A 16,492-nucleotide genomic window follows, 5' to 3' on the forward strand; every position below is an offset into this window, starting at 1 on the left:
GAGTCGTCTGCGGGTCTGCTGCGGGTCGGAGCCGCCGGGCCCGGTGCGGACCCGGCGGCTCCGGTCGGTCACGAGACGAGCCGCGCCTCGACGTAGTCGAGCCCGGCCAGGTAGCCGACCGACGCGGCGGCCTTGCCGGTCACGGCGAGCGTGAGCGTGTGCCGGCCCGCCGTCAGCTCCCGCCGGCCGTAGTCGAGCGGGTCGCTCACGACCACCTCCGGCGAGTGGTACGCGTCGAAGGTCGGCCCGATGCGGGCACCGTCGATCGCCACCGTGTTGGTGCCGTAGTCCCGGGCCAGCGTCTGCACGAGGCGCAGGTCGTAGGTCCCGGTGGTGGGCACGGTGAAGTTGACGGTGACGCTCTGGTTCGGGCCGTTCGCGTGGAACCACAGCTGCGCGCTCTGCGACCAGTGGATGCCGCAGCAGTCGCCCTGCGGGTCCGCCGGCGCGTCCGCGCTGACCGCGGGCAGGAGCGATTCGCCCTCGATCCGCAGCGTGTCGCCCGTGCTGGCCGAGGCGGTCGGCGAGTACGGCCCGGCGTTGCCGGCCGCATCCACCGCGCGCACCCGGTAGTACCAGGTCTCGCGCAGCCCCAGACCCGCGTGCTCGAAGCTCGGGCGGGTCGTGGTGCCAACCCGGTTGCCCGGCCCCGGCGTGAAGCCCGCCTGGCGGGAGGCGAACACCTCGTACCGGGGGGCGTAGACGTCGTCGCGGGCCGGCTGCCAGGCCACCGTCACAGCGTTGGTCGTGCCGCTGGTGGCGGTGAGCCGGCTGACCGCGCCCGGCCGCTGGTGGTCGGTGAACGGCGTGACCAGGCTGAGCACCGCGTACCGGGCCGCGGACCAGGCCGGAGCGCCGGCGGTCGGCGTCAGGGTGACCGTCACCGCGTCCCTGCCCCGGGTGAGCGCGGCCGGGAGCCGGTACTCGTCCTCCAGCCACCGGTGCGACGCGTTGGCCAGGGGCTGCGACCAGGTGCCGGCGTCGCGCCCGTCGATCCGGACCGCCACCGACTGGTACGCGGCCGACTGGTCGCCGACCCGGCGCAGGACCGCGCCCGCGTTGTCCTCGTCGAGGGCCACCCGGAACCGGATCGGGTCGGTGGAGGCGCGGACGTCGTCGGTCGCCGGTCGGGGCGCGCCGTCGTCGCCCTCGAAGGTCGCCGTGAGCACCGTCCGGTCACCGCCGGAGGCGTATTGGTGAGCCGCCTCGCTGGCCGCGTCGCCCACGTCGACCGTGTCCGTCCAGCGCTGCCCGACGGTGTCCTGGCCGTACCAGTACGCGGTGGAGCCGTACCGGGCCGGGTCCTGGTCGCCCGGGCCGTGCTCGATGCCGAACCGCAGTCCGGTCGAGAACGCCACCGACTCCGCGAGCATGAGCCGGTACGCCCCGGTGCAGTCGTACCGGCAGCCGTAGTCGGCGATCTCGTGGGCCGGGTTGCCGTTCATCGGCGCGGAGAACGTGCCGTGGTTGAAGTACCAGCCGCTCTCGTAGAAGTCCTCGGTGCCGGTGCCGTGGATGCTCGGGCTCTGGGCGCCGTCCACGTAGACGCGCTCGTCACCCTCCAGGTAGTCGCGCTGGTTGCCGGCGGGGATGTGCCCCTCCATGGTGTGGGTGACCCCCACGAACTTCCCCCGTCCCGCGACGTCGAGGAAGAGGTGGTCCGCGCCCGGCGTGGTGTCGGCGCTGGTCGCGGTCGCCCGGAAGTAGCCGGTGTCGCCGGTCGGCCGCAGGGCCGCCGCCCACTTGGCGGACCGCGCCGTGGTCACCGTGGCCACCGACGGCTTGATCGCCACGTCGGATCCGTTGCGCAGCTCGATCGACCAGCGCGACCGGTAGGGCATCGGCCACCAGGCCGACAGCGTCGCGGTCGTCGGGTCGACGCCGAACATCAGGGACCGGACGGAGTGCAGCCCGAGGCCGGTGCCGAAGAACTCGCCGAGCGGGGCGTCCACCGTGGTCCTGCCGTCGAACGAGATGCGCAGCCGGGTGTCACGCAGCACCGCGTCGGACGCGGCGACGGCGGCCTTGCGCTCGTCGTCGGCCGGGTAGGACGAGGTATTGCTGCCCTGCCAGGTCTGCGCGGTGATCCGGTAGCCGTGCGCCGCCTCGACGTCGGTGTGCGCCGGGCCCAGGTCGACCGTGTCGGTGCGCTTCGCGGCGCCGGAGACGAGGCTGTCGACCCAGTACGTGAACTCGTTGACGTCGAGGTCGGACGAGACGAACTCGTTGCGGATGGTCAGCTTCGACTTGCCGGCCGTGGCGCTCGCCGGCAGCTCGACGGTCTGGTCCAGCCAGGTACCGAACGGCACCGGGTCGTTGGCGGGCCACTCGGCGACCGGTACGCCGTCGACCAGGATGCGGGCCCGCTGGTGCCCGATGTGCGGGTCGAGCCGGCGGGTGAGCCGGACGCCGGTGTTGGCCGGGTCGACGGCGACGGTGAACTCGCTGCCGCCGCCGGCGCCGAAGGCGCGACCGTCGTCGGCGATCGGCTCGGGCGCGCCGGCGAGCTGCGGGATCTTCAGCCGGAGTGCGGTGATCGCGCCGGGGCCCACGCCACTGGCGAGGGTCGCCCGACCGCCCGCGGGGACGGCGAAGGTGCGCTCAGCTGTCGTGGCGCCCGGCTGGGCGGGCTTGGGGTCGCGGGTGCCGGCGGCCTTGAGCTGCGCGATGACGTCCTCGGCCCGGTCGGTGGGGTCGAAGGTGCGGACGCCGTCCGAGGAGGTGAACTTCCGGTAGGAGACGTGGTGGAAGACCGGATTCTTCTCCGTGGTGACCCGCATCGAGCTGCGGTAGGTCATGGGCACCTTGATGTAGACGCCGCCGGAGCTCTGCGCCGCGTTGGCGACCACCGGGTAGACGAAGGGAGCACCGAGCTTGCCGTCCACGACGTCCTGGAGCTTGGCGTCGAGCACGGTCTTTCCGTCGAGGACGACCGTGATGGTGCCCGTGGCGGAGACGTTGCCCTCGTCGCGGGTGAACCAGATCGAGTCGATCTCGCCGGCGCCGGTCGCCTCGGCGATGACGCAGCCCTCGGCGCTGGTGCGCAGGCACGAGTACCGGCCGGAGAAGCCGTCGTCGTTGCCACCGCTGCGGTCGAAGCTGGAGAACTGGTAGGCCCGGGACCCGTCGGTGAGTTCCGGGAGCCGGTCGAGCCGGCGGTAGACGTCCCAGCCGACGGGGCCGTTCGTGGTCGGTCCGGTGGAGGCCGAGGCGGGTGCGGTGAGACCGACGACGGCCGAGCCGGCGATGAGCGTCGCCGCGGCGGCGGCACCGAGCAGCCGCCGCGGCGAGGTACGTCGTACACGGGTGGTGGGTGTCATGAATCGCCTTTCCACATCGGTGGGTGGGGCGGATCGTGAGGCACGACAAGGAATCGATTTCTCGCTGCAGCTGCGACCAGGTTAGGCAGCCGTCGCACGGCGGTCAATCCTTGAATGTTCACGACGAGGTCGGCGGCACTTCGACGTTGACAGCCCCATCCGCCACTCCTATGGTCCTCGAAAAGAACTGAGCAAACGATTTCTCGTTCACGAGAGCGCGCCACGGTCGCGCGGCGCGCTGGGAGGGGGCAGCCGTGCCCCGACTCGTCGTCCTCACCGGATTCCTCGGCGCGGGCAAGACCACCACCATGCTGGCCGCCGGACGGCTGCTCACCGCGCGCGGCGGCCGGGTCGCGGTCATCACCAACGACCAGGGCAGCGACCTGGTCGACACCCAACTGGCCCGGGACGCGGTGCCCGACGTCGGCGAGGTGACCGACGGCTGCTTCTGCTGCCGCTTCGAGGACCTCGCCGACCTGGTGACGGACCTGCTCGACACCGGACGTGCGGACACCGTCCTGGCCGAGGCCGTCGGCAGCTGCACCGACCTGCAGGCGACGGTCATCCGCCCCCTGCGGGCCCGCTACGGCGACCGCCTCACGCTGGCTCCCCTCACCACGATCGTCGACCCGGCGCGCGTCGGCGTGCTCGACGGCGACCTCGGCTACCTGTTCGACCGCCAGCTCGCCGAGGCGAACCTCATCGCGGTCAACAAGTCCGACACCCTGCCCCGCGCCGAGTTCGACGCGCTCCTCGGCCAGATCCGGCGCGGCTATCCGGGCGCGGGCGTCCTCGGCTACAGCGCGAGCCTCGGCGAGCACGTCGACGAGCTCGTCGCGCGGTGGACCGGCGAGCCACCTCGCGGCCGGGACGTGGACCTGGCGGTCGACTACGACCGGTACGCCGCGGCGGAGGCGCGGCTGAGCTGGCTCAACCAGGTGTGGCAGGTCTCGGCCGGAAAGGGATTCTCCGCACGTCGCTGGGCACACGTCGCCCTCGAATCGCTCTCCGCCGCCTGTGCCCGGCGGGGAGACGTCATCGGTCACGCCAAACTCGCCGTCCGGTCGCCCGCCGGGCTGATCCGCATGAGCGTCGTGGCCGCCGGTGATCCGCCGCGGCACGAGCCCACCGGGCCCGACGGACCGGCGGTGGCCCGCGCCACCGTGCTGCTCAACGTCCGCGCCACCTGCCCACCGGAGGACCTGGAATCCCTGGTACGGGCCGCCGCCTACGACGCCGACCTCGCGACCGGCGCCGCCGCCCGGCCCGGCCCGGCGAACGCCTTCGCACCGTCCTACCCCCGCCCCGTGCACCGTCTCCCGGCCGCATCGGCCTGACCGTCAGGAGCACCCATGGCAGACCAGTCGCACGACCAGTGCTGCGCCGGCAACGCCTGCGGCCCGAACCGTCGGCACTTCCTCGCCCTCTCCCTCGGGGTCGCCGCCGGCACCCTGCTCGCCGGCTCCCGGGCCGAAGCCGCCGCCGCCCTCGGCGTACCCGAGGATCGGCTGATCGGCGTGCCGGTCGACAAGGCGCTGCCACCCGACTGGTCCACGGCGCTGTACCGCCGGGGCGAGCCGACCAGCTACGAGGGCACCGACCTCCGCTGGCTCGGTATGCCGGTCGGCGGTGGCGCCACCGGCCAGCTGTACCTCGGCGGCGACGGGCGGCTGTGGAACTGGGACATCTTCAACCGACCGGCGGCCGGCACCACCGACGTCGGGTACGCGAGCCCTCGGCAGCCCGCCTCGCCCGTCCGGCACGGTTTCGCCCTGCGGACCCTGTCGGGCGGGCGGGTCCAGACCCGCGCGCTCGACGCCGGCGGCTTCGACCAGGTGCGTTTCACCGGGCAGTACCCCATGGGCACGGTCCGGTACCGGGACGCCGACGCTCCGGTCGAGGTGACCCTGGAGGGATTCTCGCCGTTCGTACCGCTGTCGGTCGCGGACTCGACGCTGCCGGCGACCGTGCTGGTGTACACGCTGCGCAACACCTCGCACCGACCGGTGGACGCCACCCTGCTCGGCTACGTCGAGAATCCCGCCTGCCTGGACACCAGGACGCAGCGCGGGATCACGCTGCGGTCGACGGCGTTCGGCGACGGGTCGCTGCGCGGAGTCCAGTTCTCGGCCGCCGAGCAGACCGAGACGGCCGACCGCCCCGACGTCGTCTTCGAGGACTGGGAGCGCGACACCTACGACGGCTGGACCGTCGAGGGCACCGCCTTCGGCGCCGGCCCGGTGCTGGTCTCCGCGATGCCGGACTACATGAAGAACGGCGGGCCGCTCAACGCGACCGGACAGCGACTCGTCACCTCGCACGACTTCCGCGGGGCCGACGGCGACATCGGCCGGGCCGACGCGCCGACCGGCAAGCTCACCAGCGCCCCGTTCACGGTCCCGCGCAAGTCGGTCCGGCTGTCCGTCGGCGGCGGCAACCACCCCGGCCAGACCTGCGTCAACCTGCTCGTCGACGACGCGGTGGTCGCCACGGCGACCGGTCGTAACGCCGAGGCCATGCACAGCGTCTACCTGGACGTCTCCGCGTACGAGGGGAAGTCCGCGGTCATCGAGATCGTCGACGCCCACTCCGGCGGGTGGGGGCACGTCAACGTCGACCGGATCGTGTTCACCGACGTCGCACCCCGCCCGGAGATCGTGTTCGAGGACTGGGAGCGGGACACCTACGAGGGCTGGACCGTCGAGGGCAGCGCGTTCGACGCCGGCCCGGTGCTAGTCTCCGAGGTGCCGGACTACATGAAGCGCTTCGGCGATCTCGGCGCGTCCGGGCAGCGGTTCGTGACGTCGCACGACTTCCGCGGCTCCGGCGGTGACTCGGGTCGAGCCGACGGCGCCACCGGCAAGCTGACCAGCCGGCCGTTCACCGTGGAGCGCCGCTACGTCAACGTGGCCGTGGGCGGCGGAAGCCACCGCGGCAGCACGTGCGTCAACCTCCTGGTCGACGGCGCCTTGGTGGCCAGCGTGGCCGGCCGCGACGCGGAGCCGGTCAGCGTGGCGACGATGAACCTGTCGGCGTACCAGGGCCGCACGGCGGTCATCGAGGTCGTGGACGCGGACACCGGCGGGTGGGGGCACGTCAACGTCGACCGCATCGTTTTCAGCGACGTGCCGACGGATACCCGGCCCCTGGACCAGGTGCCCGACAACGGCACACTCGTTCTCGCCGCGCTCGACAACCGGGCGGTGACGCGTCCGTCGCTCGCCGAATGGGACAGCCTCGACGAGGTGTTCGCGGCCAAGGCCGGCCCCGCGGAGGTGGACGGCTCGCTGGCCGGGCAGGCCGGATCGGTGAGCGTGGCGGTCCGCCTCGCGCCCGGCCAGAGCCGCACCGTGCGATTCGTGCTCGGCTGGCACTTCCCCGTGCCGGACCGCGTTTCGCTCAGCTTCCTGCGCGGCTCGGACAGCCTGCGCCGGCACTACGCGACCCGGTTCGCCGACGCCCGCGCGGTGGTGGAACACGTCGCCCACGACCTCGACCGACTGGAGGCCGACACCCGCACCTGGGTGAAGACCTGGTACACCGACGCCACCCTGCCGCACTGGTTCCTGGAGCGCACCCTGGCCCCCGCGTCGACGCTCGCCACCAACACCTGCTACCTGTTCGACGACGGACGGTTCTACGGCTGGGAGGGTGTGTACTGCTGCGCGGGCACCTGCGAGCACGTATGGAACTACGCCCAGTCCATCGCCCGGCTCTTCCCCCAGCTGGAACGCGACACCCGCAGCAGGGTGGATCTCGGCATCGGATTCCACCCGGACACGGGCCAGATCGGCAACCGCGCCGAGGCCGACATGGGCTGGGCCACCGACGGGCAGTGCGGCACGATCCTGCGCTGCTACCGGGAACACCTGACCGCGCCGGACGACACCTACCTGCGGGTGAACTGGCCCCGGCTACGGCGCGCGCTGGAATGGATCATGGAACACGACGTGGGCCCGGACGGCACACTCGACGGCCCGCAGCCGAACACGCTCGACACCACCTGGTACGGCCAGATCGCCTGGATCACCGGAATGTACGTCGCGGCGCTGCGGGCGGGCGCGGCGATGGCCGACGAGGTGGGCCAGCCCGAGTTCGCCGACCGGTGTCGGACCCTCGCCGATTCCGGCAGCCGGCACCTGTCCACGGAACTCTTCAACGGCGAGTACTTCATCCAGGAGATCGACCCGGCCCACGCCGACGCCATCAACAGCAACCGCGGGTGCCACATCGACCAACTCTTCGGGCAGAGCCTCGCCGGTCAGCTCGGGCTGCCCCGTGTCGTACCGGCGGAGCAGGCCGTCAGCGCCCTGGAAAGCCTCTACCGGTACAACTTCACGCCCGACCACGCCGCCTACCGCGAGGGCAGCGTCATCCCGGGCGGTCGCTGGTTCGCGATGGACCACGAGTACGGCATGCTGATGACCACCTGGCCGCACGGCGGCGCCGACACCGCGGCCGGGAACCCGGCGAGCTGGGCCGCCATGTACTTCAATGAGGTGTGGACGGGCCAGGAGTACCAGGTCGCGGCGCACATGCTCCAGGAGGGCCTGGTCGAGGAGGGGCTCAGCCTCACCCGGGCGGTGCACGAGCGGTACGCCGCGGGCAAGCGCAACCCGTACAACGAGATCGAGTGCGGCGATCACTACGCCCGGGCCATGGCCAGCCACGGTGTCTATCTCGCGGCCTGCGGCTTCGAGCACCACGGCCCTCGCGGCCACATCGGGTTCGCGCCCCGGATCAGCCCCGACAGGTTCGCCGCCGCGTTCACCTCGGCGGAGGGGTGGGGCCTCTTCCGGCAGGAGCGCCACGGCGGGCACCTCACCGGTACGGTCGAGGTCCGGTACGGCCGCCTCCGGGTGTCCAGCATCGCTCTGGCGGTGACGCGTTCCCCGGCACGGGTGACGGTACGTCTGGGCAATCGCAGGCTGCCCGTGCGTGACTGGTCGTGCCGGGACGGGCGCATTCTCGTTACCTTGGACGCCGAGGTCGTGGTCGGTCGGGGAGACGCCATCCAGGTGATGCTCAACGGCTGAACGTGTCGGTGCTCGCGTCGAGCGCCGGCGCCGGACGCCCGTGACTGTCCCGTCACTTTCCGCCCGTATGATGCCCAGTCCCCGAACCCGCGAGGGTACGGGCGGCAGGCACTCGTTCTCGGGCTTGTCATCGTAGGAATCCACCGGATGGAGGCGAATGGCGACGATCTACGACGTGGCGCGGCAGGCTCAGGTCTCGCCCGCGACGGTCTCGCGGGTGCTGAACGGCCGCACCACGGTCGATCCAGTCATGGCCGCGCGCGTGCACCAGGCGATGCAGGACCTCGACTACCGTCCCAACGCGGTCGCCCGCAACCTGCGCCTGAGCCAGACCAGCCTCTGGGCGGTCATCATCTCCGACATCGGCAACCCCTTCTTCACCTCGATGGTGCGTGGGGTCGAGGACGTCGCGCAGAGCGCCGGCTACTCCGTGGTCCTGTGCAACACCGACGAGGACCCCGAGAAGGAGTCCCGGTACATCGCGGCGGTCCTTGCCGAACGGATGGCCGGGGTCATCATCTCCACGTCGGGGCGCTCGACGGTGATCAACCGGCTCCTCGAGGCCCGCATCCCGGTCGTGGCGATCGACCGTCAGCTGCGCGGCGTCACCATCGACACGGTGCTCGTCGACAACGTGCACGGGGCGGGGTTGGCGACCACGCACCTGCTCGACAACGGCTACCAGCGAGTCGCCTGCATAACCGGCCCCCGCCGGATCTCCACGGCCGCCCAGCGGCTCCGGGGCTACCAGCGCGCGCTGCGGGCGCGCGGGCGGGAGGCGACCGACGCCCTGGTGCGGTACGCGGACTTCCGCGAGGAGGGCGGCTACCGGGCCATGGCCTCGCTGCTCGACAGCGACAACCCGCCCGACAGCGTCTTCGCCACGAACAACCTGATGACCGTGGGCGCCGTCGAATGCCTCGTCGACCGCGGCATCCGGGTGCCGGACGAGGTCGGGGTCGTCGGCTTCGACGACATTCCGTGGGCACACCTGGTCCGGCCGTCGCTGAGCACCGTCTCCCAACCGACGTACGACCTCGGACGCGCCGCCGCCGGGCTGCTCACCGAACGGATCGCCAACCCGTCGCGACTGCCGTCGACCGTCACGCTCAGCACCGGGCTCCAGGTGCGCGACAGCTCCACCCGCCCGAGCTGACAGCTCGCCGGTACGGCAGGGGGCCGCACTCCGGCCCGGCGACCCGGCCGGGCCCCACGACCGGCCGGGTCTCCGAGCGGTTACTCAGAGGCTGACGTCGCCACAGAGGTGCACCTGGACGCCGAGTTCGGCGAACAGCGCGGCCTTCACCCGCAGGGCCCGGTCGGCGGTCTCCGCGTCCGGCGCGTAGGCGACGTTGACGTGGTTGGCCTTGTGGCGGGCCATCAGCTGGTCGCGGCCGACCCCGTGCAGCACGGCATGCATGATCGGCCACTGCGGGTTCGTGGCCTCCAGCCGGCGCCGGGTCTCCTCCTCGGGAAGCTCGACGACGGTCGCGCGGCCGAGGTCGACATGCAGCCCACCGTCCATGATGAACACCCGGGACCAGACGATCTCGCCCGGCTTGGAGACCCCGCTCAGCGTGCCGCCGCCGAGCGGGAAGAACATCGGCGGCTGCCGCATGCTGTACGACTTGTCGTACCCGCCGTTGTGCGACGCCGGCACCGAGCCGGAGATCTCGAACACCCAGACGAAGTCGTCGCCGTAGGTCTCGCCCCACCGGATGTCGTGCAGGGTGGTGGCCGGGTCGAGGCCCATGGCGGTCCAGATGCGGTTGGTGACCAACGAGTCGACGGCCACCCCCTCGTCGACCTCGTTGAAGTGCGGCAGCGGCGCGCCCGCGTAGAGTTCGCGACTGCCGTCGCGGCTGCGCACCGGTGGCCGCTGGACGTTGTTGAGCAGCCCCTCGGCCAGGTCGCTGGCGGGGACGGTGTCCTTCAGCCCCTGCTGGTACTGGATGCCGACCGCGTCCAGGCCGAAGTCGTCCGCGATGCGCAGGGCGGCGACGTACATCTTGAACTGGCTTGTGAGTTGGGCGTCGGTGAGCTCGGTCGCCTCGTCGGTGCCGGTGTGGAACGTCATCCCGGCCTCGTCCAGCCAGCGGCGGACCGCGTGGGCCTCCTCGTCGGGGACCCGTGCCATCTCGGCGACCAGGGCGCTCTGCGACAGCCGCTCCTTGTAGATGCCCAGCGGGTTGATCAGCTCGTCGTCGAAGATCGCGTTGTACATCCCCATGCAGCCCTCGTCGAAGACACCGATGACGGCCTTCTCCCGGACCAGTTGCGCGGCCAGGGCCCGACCGAGCCCGACCTCCGCGTCGTCCGGCAGGGCGGGCAGATCGCGGACGTGGCTGGTGTCGTGGCGCAGTTCGCCGGTCTCCAGCCAGGTGCGCAGCCCGTTGACCGCCCAGTCGTCGGTGAAGTCCCGGCTCCACAGCGCGGAGTGCCGTACGCCCGCCTTGGTGAGGCTCGCGGTGAGGTTGAGCAGGCCGACCAGGCCCGGGAACTCGCCGCTCCAGTTGGCGACGATGAGGATCGGTCCCCGGTGGCTGCGCAGCCCGGCCAGGACGTGGTGGCTGTACTGCCAGACCGCCTCGACCACGATGAGCGGCGCGTCGACCGGGATGTGCTTGAAGACCTCGATTCCGGCGCGCTGGCTGTCGATGAAACCGTGGCTCTTGTCCGGGTCGAAGGCGTGGCCGCGCTCGACCTTCCAGCCGAGCGCGTTGACCGCGGCCGCGAGGTCGGCCTCCAGCTGCTGCTGCGTGGGCCAGCACGTGACGTTCGCGCGGGGGCGGAGATCGCCGCTGGCCACCGTGTAGACGGTGCCGGGCGCCGCGGCGGGCGGGTCGGCCAGCACGGGCAGCGGGTAACGGGTCATGGGGCGACTCCTTCGGTGCGTGGGGTGTCGCTGGCCGCCGGCGGGCCGGCGGCCAAAAGACGGTCCTGACGTGCAGCGAGCGCGTGTGCGACCCGCTTGGAACTCGTGTAGAGCTCGCGGTACAGCCCGTAGAGCTCGTCGTAGTCGGCGGCCAGCTCGGCCCGGGGCTGCCGGATCTCCTTGACGGGGTTCCACGCCTCGATCGAGACGGGCCAACCGGTCCGCGCGGCGAGGAACGCGGCTCCGTAGCTCGCGCCGATGGTCTGCGACGGGATGACCTGGGCACGCCCGGTGACGTCCGAGACGATCTGGGTCCACAGCCCGCCCTGGGTGCCGCCACCGACCGCGACGACCCGCCGGATGTCACCACCGCTCGCCTCGATCGTCTCGATGTTGTGGCGCACGCCGAGAGCGGTCGCCTCGAGCGCGGCGCGGTACAGGTCCCCGCGGGTGTGCGAGACGGTGAGGCCGGCGAGGACGCCACGGGCCCGCGGATCCAGGATGGGCGTGCGCTCGCCTGCGAAGTACGGGAGCATGAGCAGCCCGTTGGCGCCCGGGCCGGAGGCCTCGGCCAGCCGGAGCAGCTCGGGAAAGTCCGGTGAGCCGAACAGCTCGCGCAGCCACGCCGTGATCGCGCCCGAGGTGGCCAGGCCGCCGGCGAGGTTCCGCGTTCCGGGCAGAGCGCCGACAGTGCCCCACAGCGACGGGTTCGTGAGGCGGGCGGTCACCGTGTGGACGAGGAACATGGTGGTGCCGTACATCAGCATCAGGTCGCCGACGCCGTGGGCGCCCACGCTGATCGCCTCCGACCAGGCGTCGATGGTGCCGGTGACGACCGGGACGCCGGCGGGCAGGCCGGCCTCGGCCGCCGCGGTCGCCGTCACCGTCCCGGCCACCTCGTCGGGCCAGCGCAGCGGCGGCAGGACCAGATCGGGTGCGACCTCCGTGGCCCATGGCGTGTACCAGTCCTGGCCCTCGGTGTCGTAGAGCGGTGTGCACTGACTCGCGGAGTGCTGATCGAGCACGTAGTGGTCCGTGAGCTTCCACGCGAGCCACGAACTGGGCATGAAGAGCCGCCGGGCCTTGGCGAAGAGCTCCGGTTCGTTGTCGGCCACCCAGGCCACTTTGGCGCCCGCCGCCTGGCTGGACAGTGCCGAGCCGCAGCGCCGGAGGATCTCCGCCGCGCCGAACCGCTCGGTGAGGTGCGCGATCTGCGGGGTCGAGCGGGTGTCGACGCCGTAGAGGATGGCGGGGCGCAGCGGGGTGTTCGCGGCGTCCGTGAGCAGCACACACGGACCCATGCCGCTCACCCCGACGGCGACGACGTCGGCGTCGCCGGGTGCGAGGAGTTCACGGCTGAGCGCGACGAACTCCTGCCACCAGACGTCGGCGTCCATCTCCACCCAGCCCGGTCGGGGGCGGCTCACCTCGTGCAGGCGGGTCGCCGAGCGGAGAACCCGGCCGTCGGCGTCGACGAGGACACCCTTGCTGCTCGATGTGCCGATGTCGACGCCCAGAACGGCCGCAACCTTCATGGGCGCCACTGTTCCAGCAATCGATTTCCGAATCAAGACCGATCCGTCGGCGTCTTTCCCTGCCGCGTGCCAGCACGCGCACCGGCACGGAGTCGTATCGCCTGATGGGTGCGGGTGTGGGCACGACCCGAGGGAGTCGACGCCGCCGGGAAATCGTTAGCTCACTTCGGCTTCGGACACAGTGGATCCGCCGGCCCCTCCCGATGCCGACAGGCGCCGTCGCGTGGCCGCCCGCTCTGCGGCCGTCCCCGCGAGGTCGCCGAAGGTCAGGGCGAAGGCCAACGGGAGAAACAAGTCGCCGGGAGCGGCCGGAATGTCGCAGAAGGGGCCGCAGGGGCGATCGGCGCCTGGTCGACGCCCAGCTCGCCGACCCCGCCCTTCAGCGCTCGGCACCAGGACAAAATGGGTGGCATCGCCAGCCCTGCCCGCCCTACCTTTAGCTGGATCTTCTTCTCCGACACTCACGAGAGGACTTCACCCCGCGTGACACCGCCTGCTCTCTAACCTGGCACCTCCCCGTGCATCGGTCGCCGACGTCGCCGTCGGCTCTCTTCCCATGCCCTCCGTCAGGTCTTCAGAGAGATCATGTCTACGCGTCCTCATATCGTGCTGTCCTGGATCCTTGGGCGTACGCGCCTTTCCCTGCCCACGTCCCGCTGCGTCCACTGCCGTTGCGGCCTCGCCGGATCTGGCGACGGCAGTTCCGGTGTCGGTGCCAAGGGCGACCTCCTCGCCCGGAGCAACCGGGCCGCCGTGGAGTGGGACTCGTGCGGGCAACGGCTCGCCGCGCCCCTTCCCGAGAGCCACTGGCCCGTCCAGCTTTCGGTCATCTTCGACGACCCCGTGCCCCTTCGCCCCGAACGGCTCATCTTCCGAGGGATTGGGCACCAGCCGCGGGGAGATCGCCCGCCGCGCCAAGATCGGTATCCGGCTGATCCGCAGGACTCACCGGGACTACTCCTTCGTCCGGGTGTGAGCCGCCGCCGTGGGCCTGAGCCGGGGCGAGAAGCACGGTGGCCCTGCCCCGGGCTGCGGCACGCGGCGGTCCGCGCGCGGTCGTTCATGACCGGACGCGAACCAGCGTCGGGGCCGGCCCGATACCGGCGACGACGGTGAGCCTCGGGTGCATACATCCGGACGTGCCGATGAGCGAGCACGTCCGGGTGTATGCACCCGCCCGCCGAGAAAACCCCTTGCGAGGGGGCCGGCACCGGATATCTGGTGGATCGGCCACCGATCCCAGGAGGGAACATTGACGCCCGTGTCGCTGCCCACCCCCACGCTGCACACCACTCGCCTGAGACTGCGCCCCTTCGGCGACGCGGATGCGAACGACCTCTTCGCGCTGCACAGCAACGCCTACGTGCTGCGCTACTGGGACGCGCCGCCGTGGAGCGAACGCGTGCGCGCCGAGCGGTTCATCGCGGCCTGCCGGCAGATGGCAGAGGCAGGCACCGGTGCGCGGCTGGCCGTGGATCGTGGCTCCGACAAGACTTTCATCGGCTGGTGCAGCCTGAACCGCTGGAACCCCGACTACCGCAGCGCATCGCTGGGCTACTGCTTCGACGAGGAGGCGTGGGGCCACGGCTACGCGACGGAGGCCGCGCACGCGTTGCTGCGGTGGGCATTCGACACGCTGGACCTGAATCGCGTGCAGGCGGAGGCCGACACACGCAACGTGGCGTCCGCCCGTGTGTTGGAGAAGCTCGGGTTCGTGCGTGAAGGGACGTTGCGGGAGGACTGCATCGTGAACGGCGACGTCTCCGACTCGTGGGTCTACGGGCTGATCAGGCGCGAGTGGCGGCCCTCGGCCGAGCCGGTGCCCGCCCGCTGAGCCCTCGTTCCCTCGCGCCACGTCGCCCGGCGTGCTCCGCTTCGCTGCGTCGAGGGGCCGGCACCGGGCACTCCCCTGCCGCTGCCTGTGGCGTCACCTTCTCGGCGACGACGCACGAACACGGTCCGGACACGCCGTTTCCCTTCGCGAGCGGCCATACTGACCGCGCGGGCCGGGGCCCGATCACGAAGGAGGTGGCGACTTTGCCGATCGGTCGGCTCCACCATCTGATCGTCGACTGCCCGGATCCGTTGGTCGAGGCGCGGTTCTGGAGCGCGGTCCTCGGCGACCCGATCACCTACGCGGACGAGGACTTCGTCGTCGTGTCGGCCAGCACGTCGGCGTCCGGGCTGGCGTTTCAGCGCGCCGCCGACCTGACGCCGCCCACGTGGCCGGCGTCGGCAGTGCCGCAGCAGATGCACCTCGACGTGATGGTCGACGACCAGGCTGCGGCAGGGGAGGCGGTGCTCGCGCTGGGCGCGCGGCCGTTGCCCGGCGACCACGTCTACGCCGATCCGGCTGGCCACCCGTTCTGCCTGATCAGACGCCCTTCCTGGGCGCCGCCCGTGAACTGAGCTCAGCCGTCCTGATCTTCAACGAGGCGCCGATCTCGATTCCCGGCTCGACGTCCATCGGCTGGTACGGGCCCCCTGGGTTGCCATCAGGGCTGGTAGAACTTGCACCGGCTGCCCAGCAGCCCGGGCCACCGCAGTCCCGGCGACGACGAGGCCGCCCTGGCGGCCTGACCATCACGCCGATGGTGTCCGCCGGAGCGGAACGAGGTCAGACCACAGGAGTGTCAGAACGGATGGACGGAACTGCAGGCAGCCCGTGGGCGGTGACCGGTCTGGATCCACTGGCCGGGCGGGTGTTGGAGCACCTGGTGACCGTGCCGTCGGCGGACGTCACCGAGGTGGCGGCGGCGGTCGGGGTGTCCCCGGCGGCGGCGGAACGAGCGCTGCGGCACCTGGCGGACTCCGCACTGGTGCTGCAGATCGACGGCACGACACCGCGATGGGCGGCCGGCCCTCCACGGTCGTCGCTCAGCGCCCTGCTGGCCCGGCGGCGGGCCGAACTGGCCCGCGTCGAGGGCCTCGTGGAGCGGCTTCACGAGGTGTACGAGGCGGTGTCCGGGCCGCGCGGCGCGCACCTGGTGGAGGTGCTGGAGCGCGAGGACGAGGTGCCGGCGCGCTACGGCCAGCTGCTGAAGGGGAGTTCGGTCGAGGTGCTGCATCTGGCCAAGCCGCCGTATGTGACGGCCGCGCAGGCGTCCGTCGGGGAGTCGGGAGTGGCGCCCGGGGTGCGGTTGCGGTCGGTGTACGAGACGGAGGGGTTCACCGACGCGGTGTCGCTCGCGACGGCGCTGCGCGGGACGGGTCAGGGCGGGGAGCTGCGGCTGGCGTCGGGGCTGCCGGTGAAGCTGGTGGTGTTCGACCGGGCGGCGGCTCTGCTTCCCGTGCGCGGGGACCACCCGGCGGCGGGTTCGATGGTGGTGCATTCCCCCGCGCTGGTGGTGGCGCTGGTGGCGCTGTTCGAGAGCGTGTGGGAACGCGCCGAACCGGTGTCGCTGGCGAGCCGACACGACGGGCCGGCTCCGAAGGGCAGTCCGACGACCGTGGGGCCGGACGGGCGAACACGGGAGATCCTGCACATGATGGCAAGCGGGATGAAGGACGAGGCGATCGCCCGTGTGCTCAAGGTGAGCCGCCGTACCGTGCAGAAACATGTCAGCGATGCGGGAGCCCTGCTCGGCGCCCGGACCCGGTTCCAGATCGCGCTGCTGGCGTCGGAGCGGGGGTGGCTGAAGGAGTCGGTGGGGACCTGACCGGGGCATGCTCCGAACACGGCGACGCGCCGGGACCGCCCGTGCGGGGGTCCCGGCGCGTCGTCAT

9 protein-coding genes are annotated in these 16,492 nt (G+C 71.8%); 6 read left to right on the plus strand and 3 right to left on the minus strand.

What is annotated here, in order from left to right:
- Positions 1–68: 68 nt before the first annotated feature.
- Positions 69–3,320, minus strand: coding sequence for a DUF2961 domain-containing protein (locus ABZ452_RS27975; protein ID WP_357949008.1), 3,252 nt, complete (start codon positions 3,318–3,320; stop codon positions 69–71).
- A gap of 254 nt (positions 3,321–3,574) precedes the next feature.
- On the opposite strand from ABZ452_RS27975, the gene ABZ452_RS27980 reads away from it, so the two are divergent.
- From ABZ452_RS27980 to ABZ452_RS27990, 3 genes are all read left to right on the plus strand, one after another.
- A complete protein-coding gene (locus ABZ452_RS27980; protein ID WP_357949011.1) occupies positions 3,575–4,657 on the plus strand; it encodes a GTP-binding protein in 1,083 nt (360 codons plus the stop codon).
- A 15-nt stretch (positions 4,658–4,672) separates the two neighbouring features.
- Positions 4,673–8,356 carry a GH116 family glycosyl hydrolase gene (locus ABZ452_RS27985; protein ID WP_357949014.1) on the plus strand — a complete coding sequence of 1,228 codons (3,684 nt, stop codon included), beginning with the start codon at positions 4,673–4,675 and terminating at the stop codon, positions 8,354–8,356.
- A gap of 157 nt (positions 8,357–8,513) precedes the next feature.
- Positions 8,514–9,512, plus strand: coding sequence for a LacI family DNA-binding transcriptional regulator (locus tag ABZ452_RS27990; protein WP_357949017.1), 999 nt, complete (start codon positions 8,514–8,516; stop codon positions 9,510–9,512).
- A gap of 84 nt (positions 9,513–9,596) precedes the next feature.
- Here ABZ452_RS27990 and ABZ452_RS27995 read toward each other — a convergent pair whose 3' ends face one another.
- Positions 9,597–11,231 carry a fucose isomerase gene (locus tag ABZ452_RS27995; protein ID WP_357949020.1) on the minus strand — a complete coding sequence of 545 codons (1,635 nt, stop codon included), beginning with the start codon at positions 11,229–11,231 and terminating at the stop codon, positions 9,597–9,599.
- Complete coding sequence (locus tag ABZ452_RS28000) at positions 11,228–12,766, minus strand: FGGY family carbohydrate kinase (RefSeq protein ID WP_357949023.1); 1,539 nt, start codon at positions 12,764–12,766, stop codon at positions 11,228–11,230. Before ABZ452_RS28000 ends, ABZ452_RS27995 begins: the two co-directional genes overlap by 4 nt.
- A 1,261-nt stretch (positions 12,767–14,027) precedes the next feature.
- Between ABZ452_RS28000 and ABZ452_RS28005 the strand changes: the two genes are divergently transcribed.
- The 3 genes from ABZ452_RS28005 to ABZ452_RS28015 all read left to right on the plus strand — a co-directional run bounded on the left by ABZ452_RS28005 (position 14,028) and on the right by ABZ452_RS28015 (position 16,425).
- Positions 14,028–14,600, plus strand: coding sequence for a GNAT family N-acetyltransferase (locus tag ABZ452_RS28005; RefSeq protein WP_357949025.1), 573 nt, complete (start codon positions 14,028–14,030; stop codon positions 14,598–14,600).
- Between the two features lie 194 nt (positions 14,601–14,794).
- Positions 14,795–15,175 (plus strand): VOC family protein, encoded by a 381-nt coding sequence (locus tag ABZ452_RS28010; protein WP_357949028.1) that lies wholly within the window; start codon positions 14,795–14,797, stop codon positions 15,173–15,175.
- A gap of 233 nt (positions 15,176–15,408) precedes the next feature.
- A complete protein-coding gene (locus tag ABZ452_RS28015) occupies positions 15,409–16,425 on the plus strand; it encodes a LuxR C-terminal-related transcriptional regulator (protein ID WP_357949030.1) in 1,017 nt (338 codons plus the stop codon).
- Positions 16,426–16,492 lie beyond the last annotated feature (67 nt).

The organism is Micromonospora sp. NPDC005707, from assembly GCF_040631005.1.
Taxonomy (GTDB): domain Bacteria; phylum Actinomycetota; class Actinomycetes; order Mycobacteriales; family Micromonosporaceae; genus Micromonospora.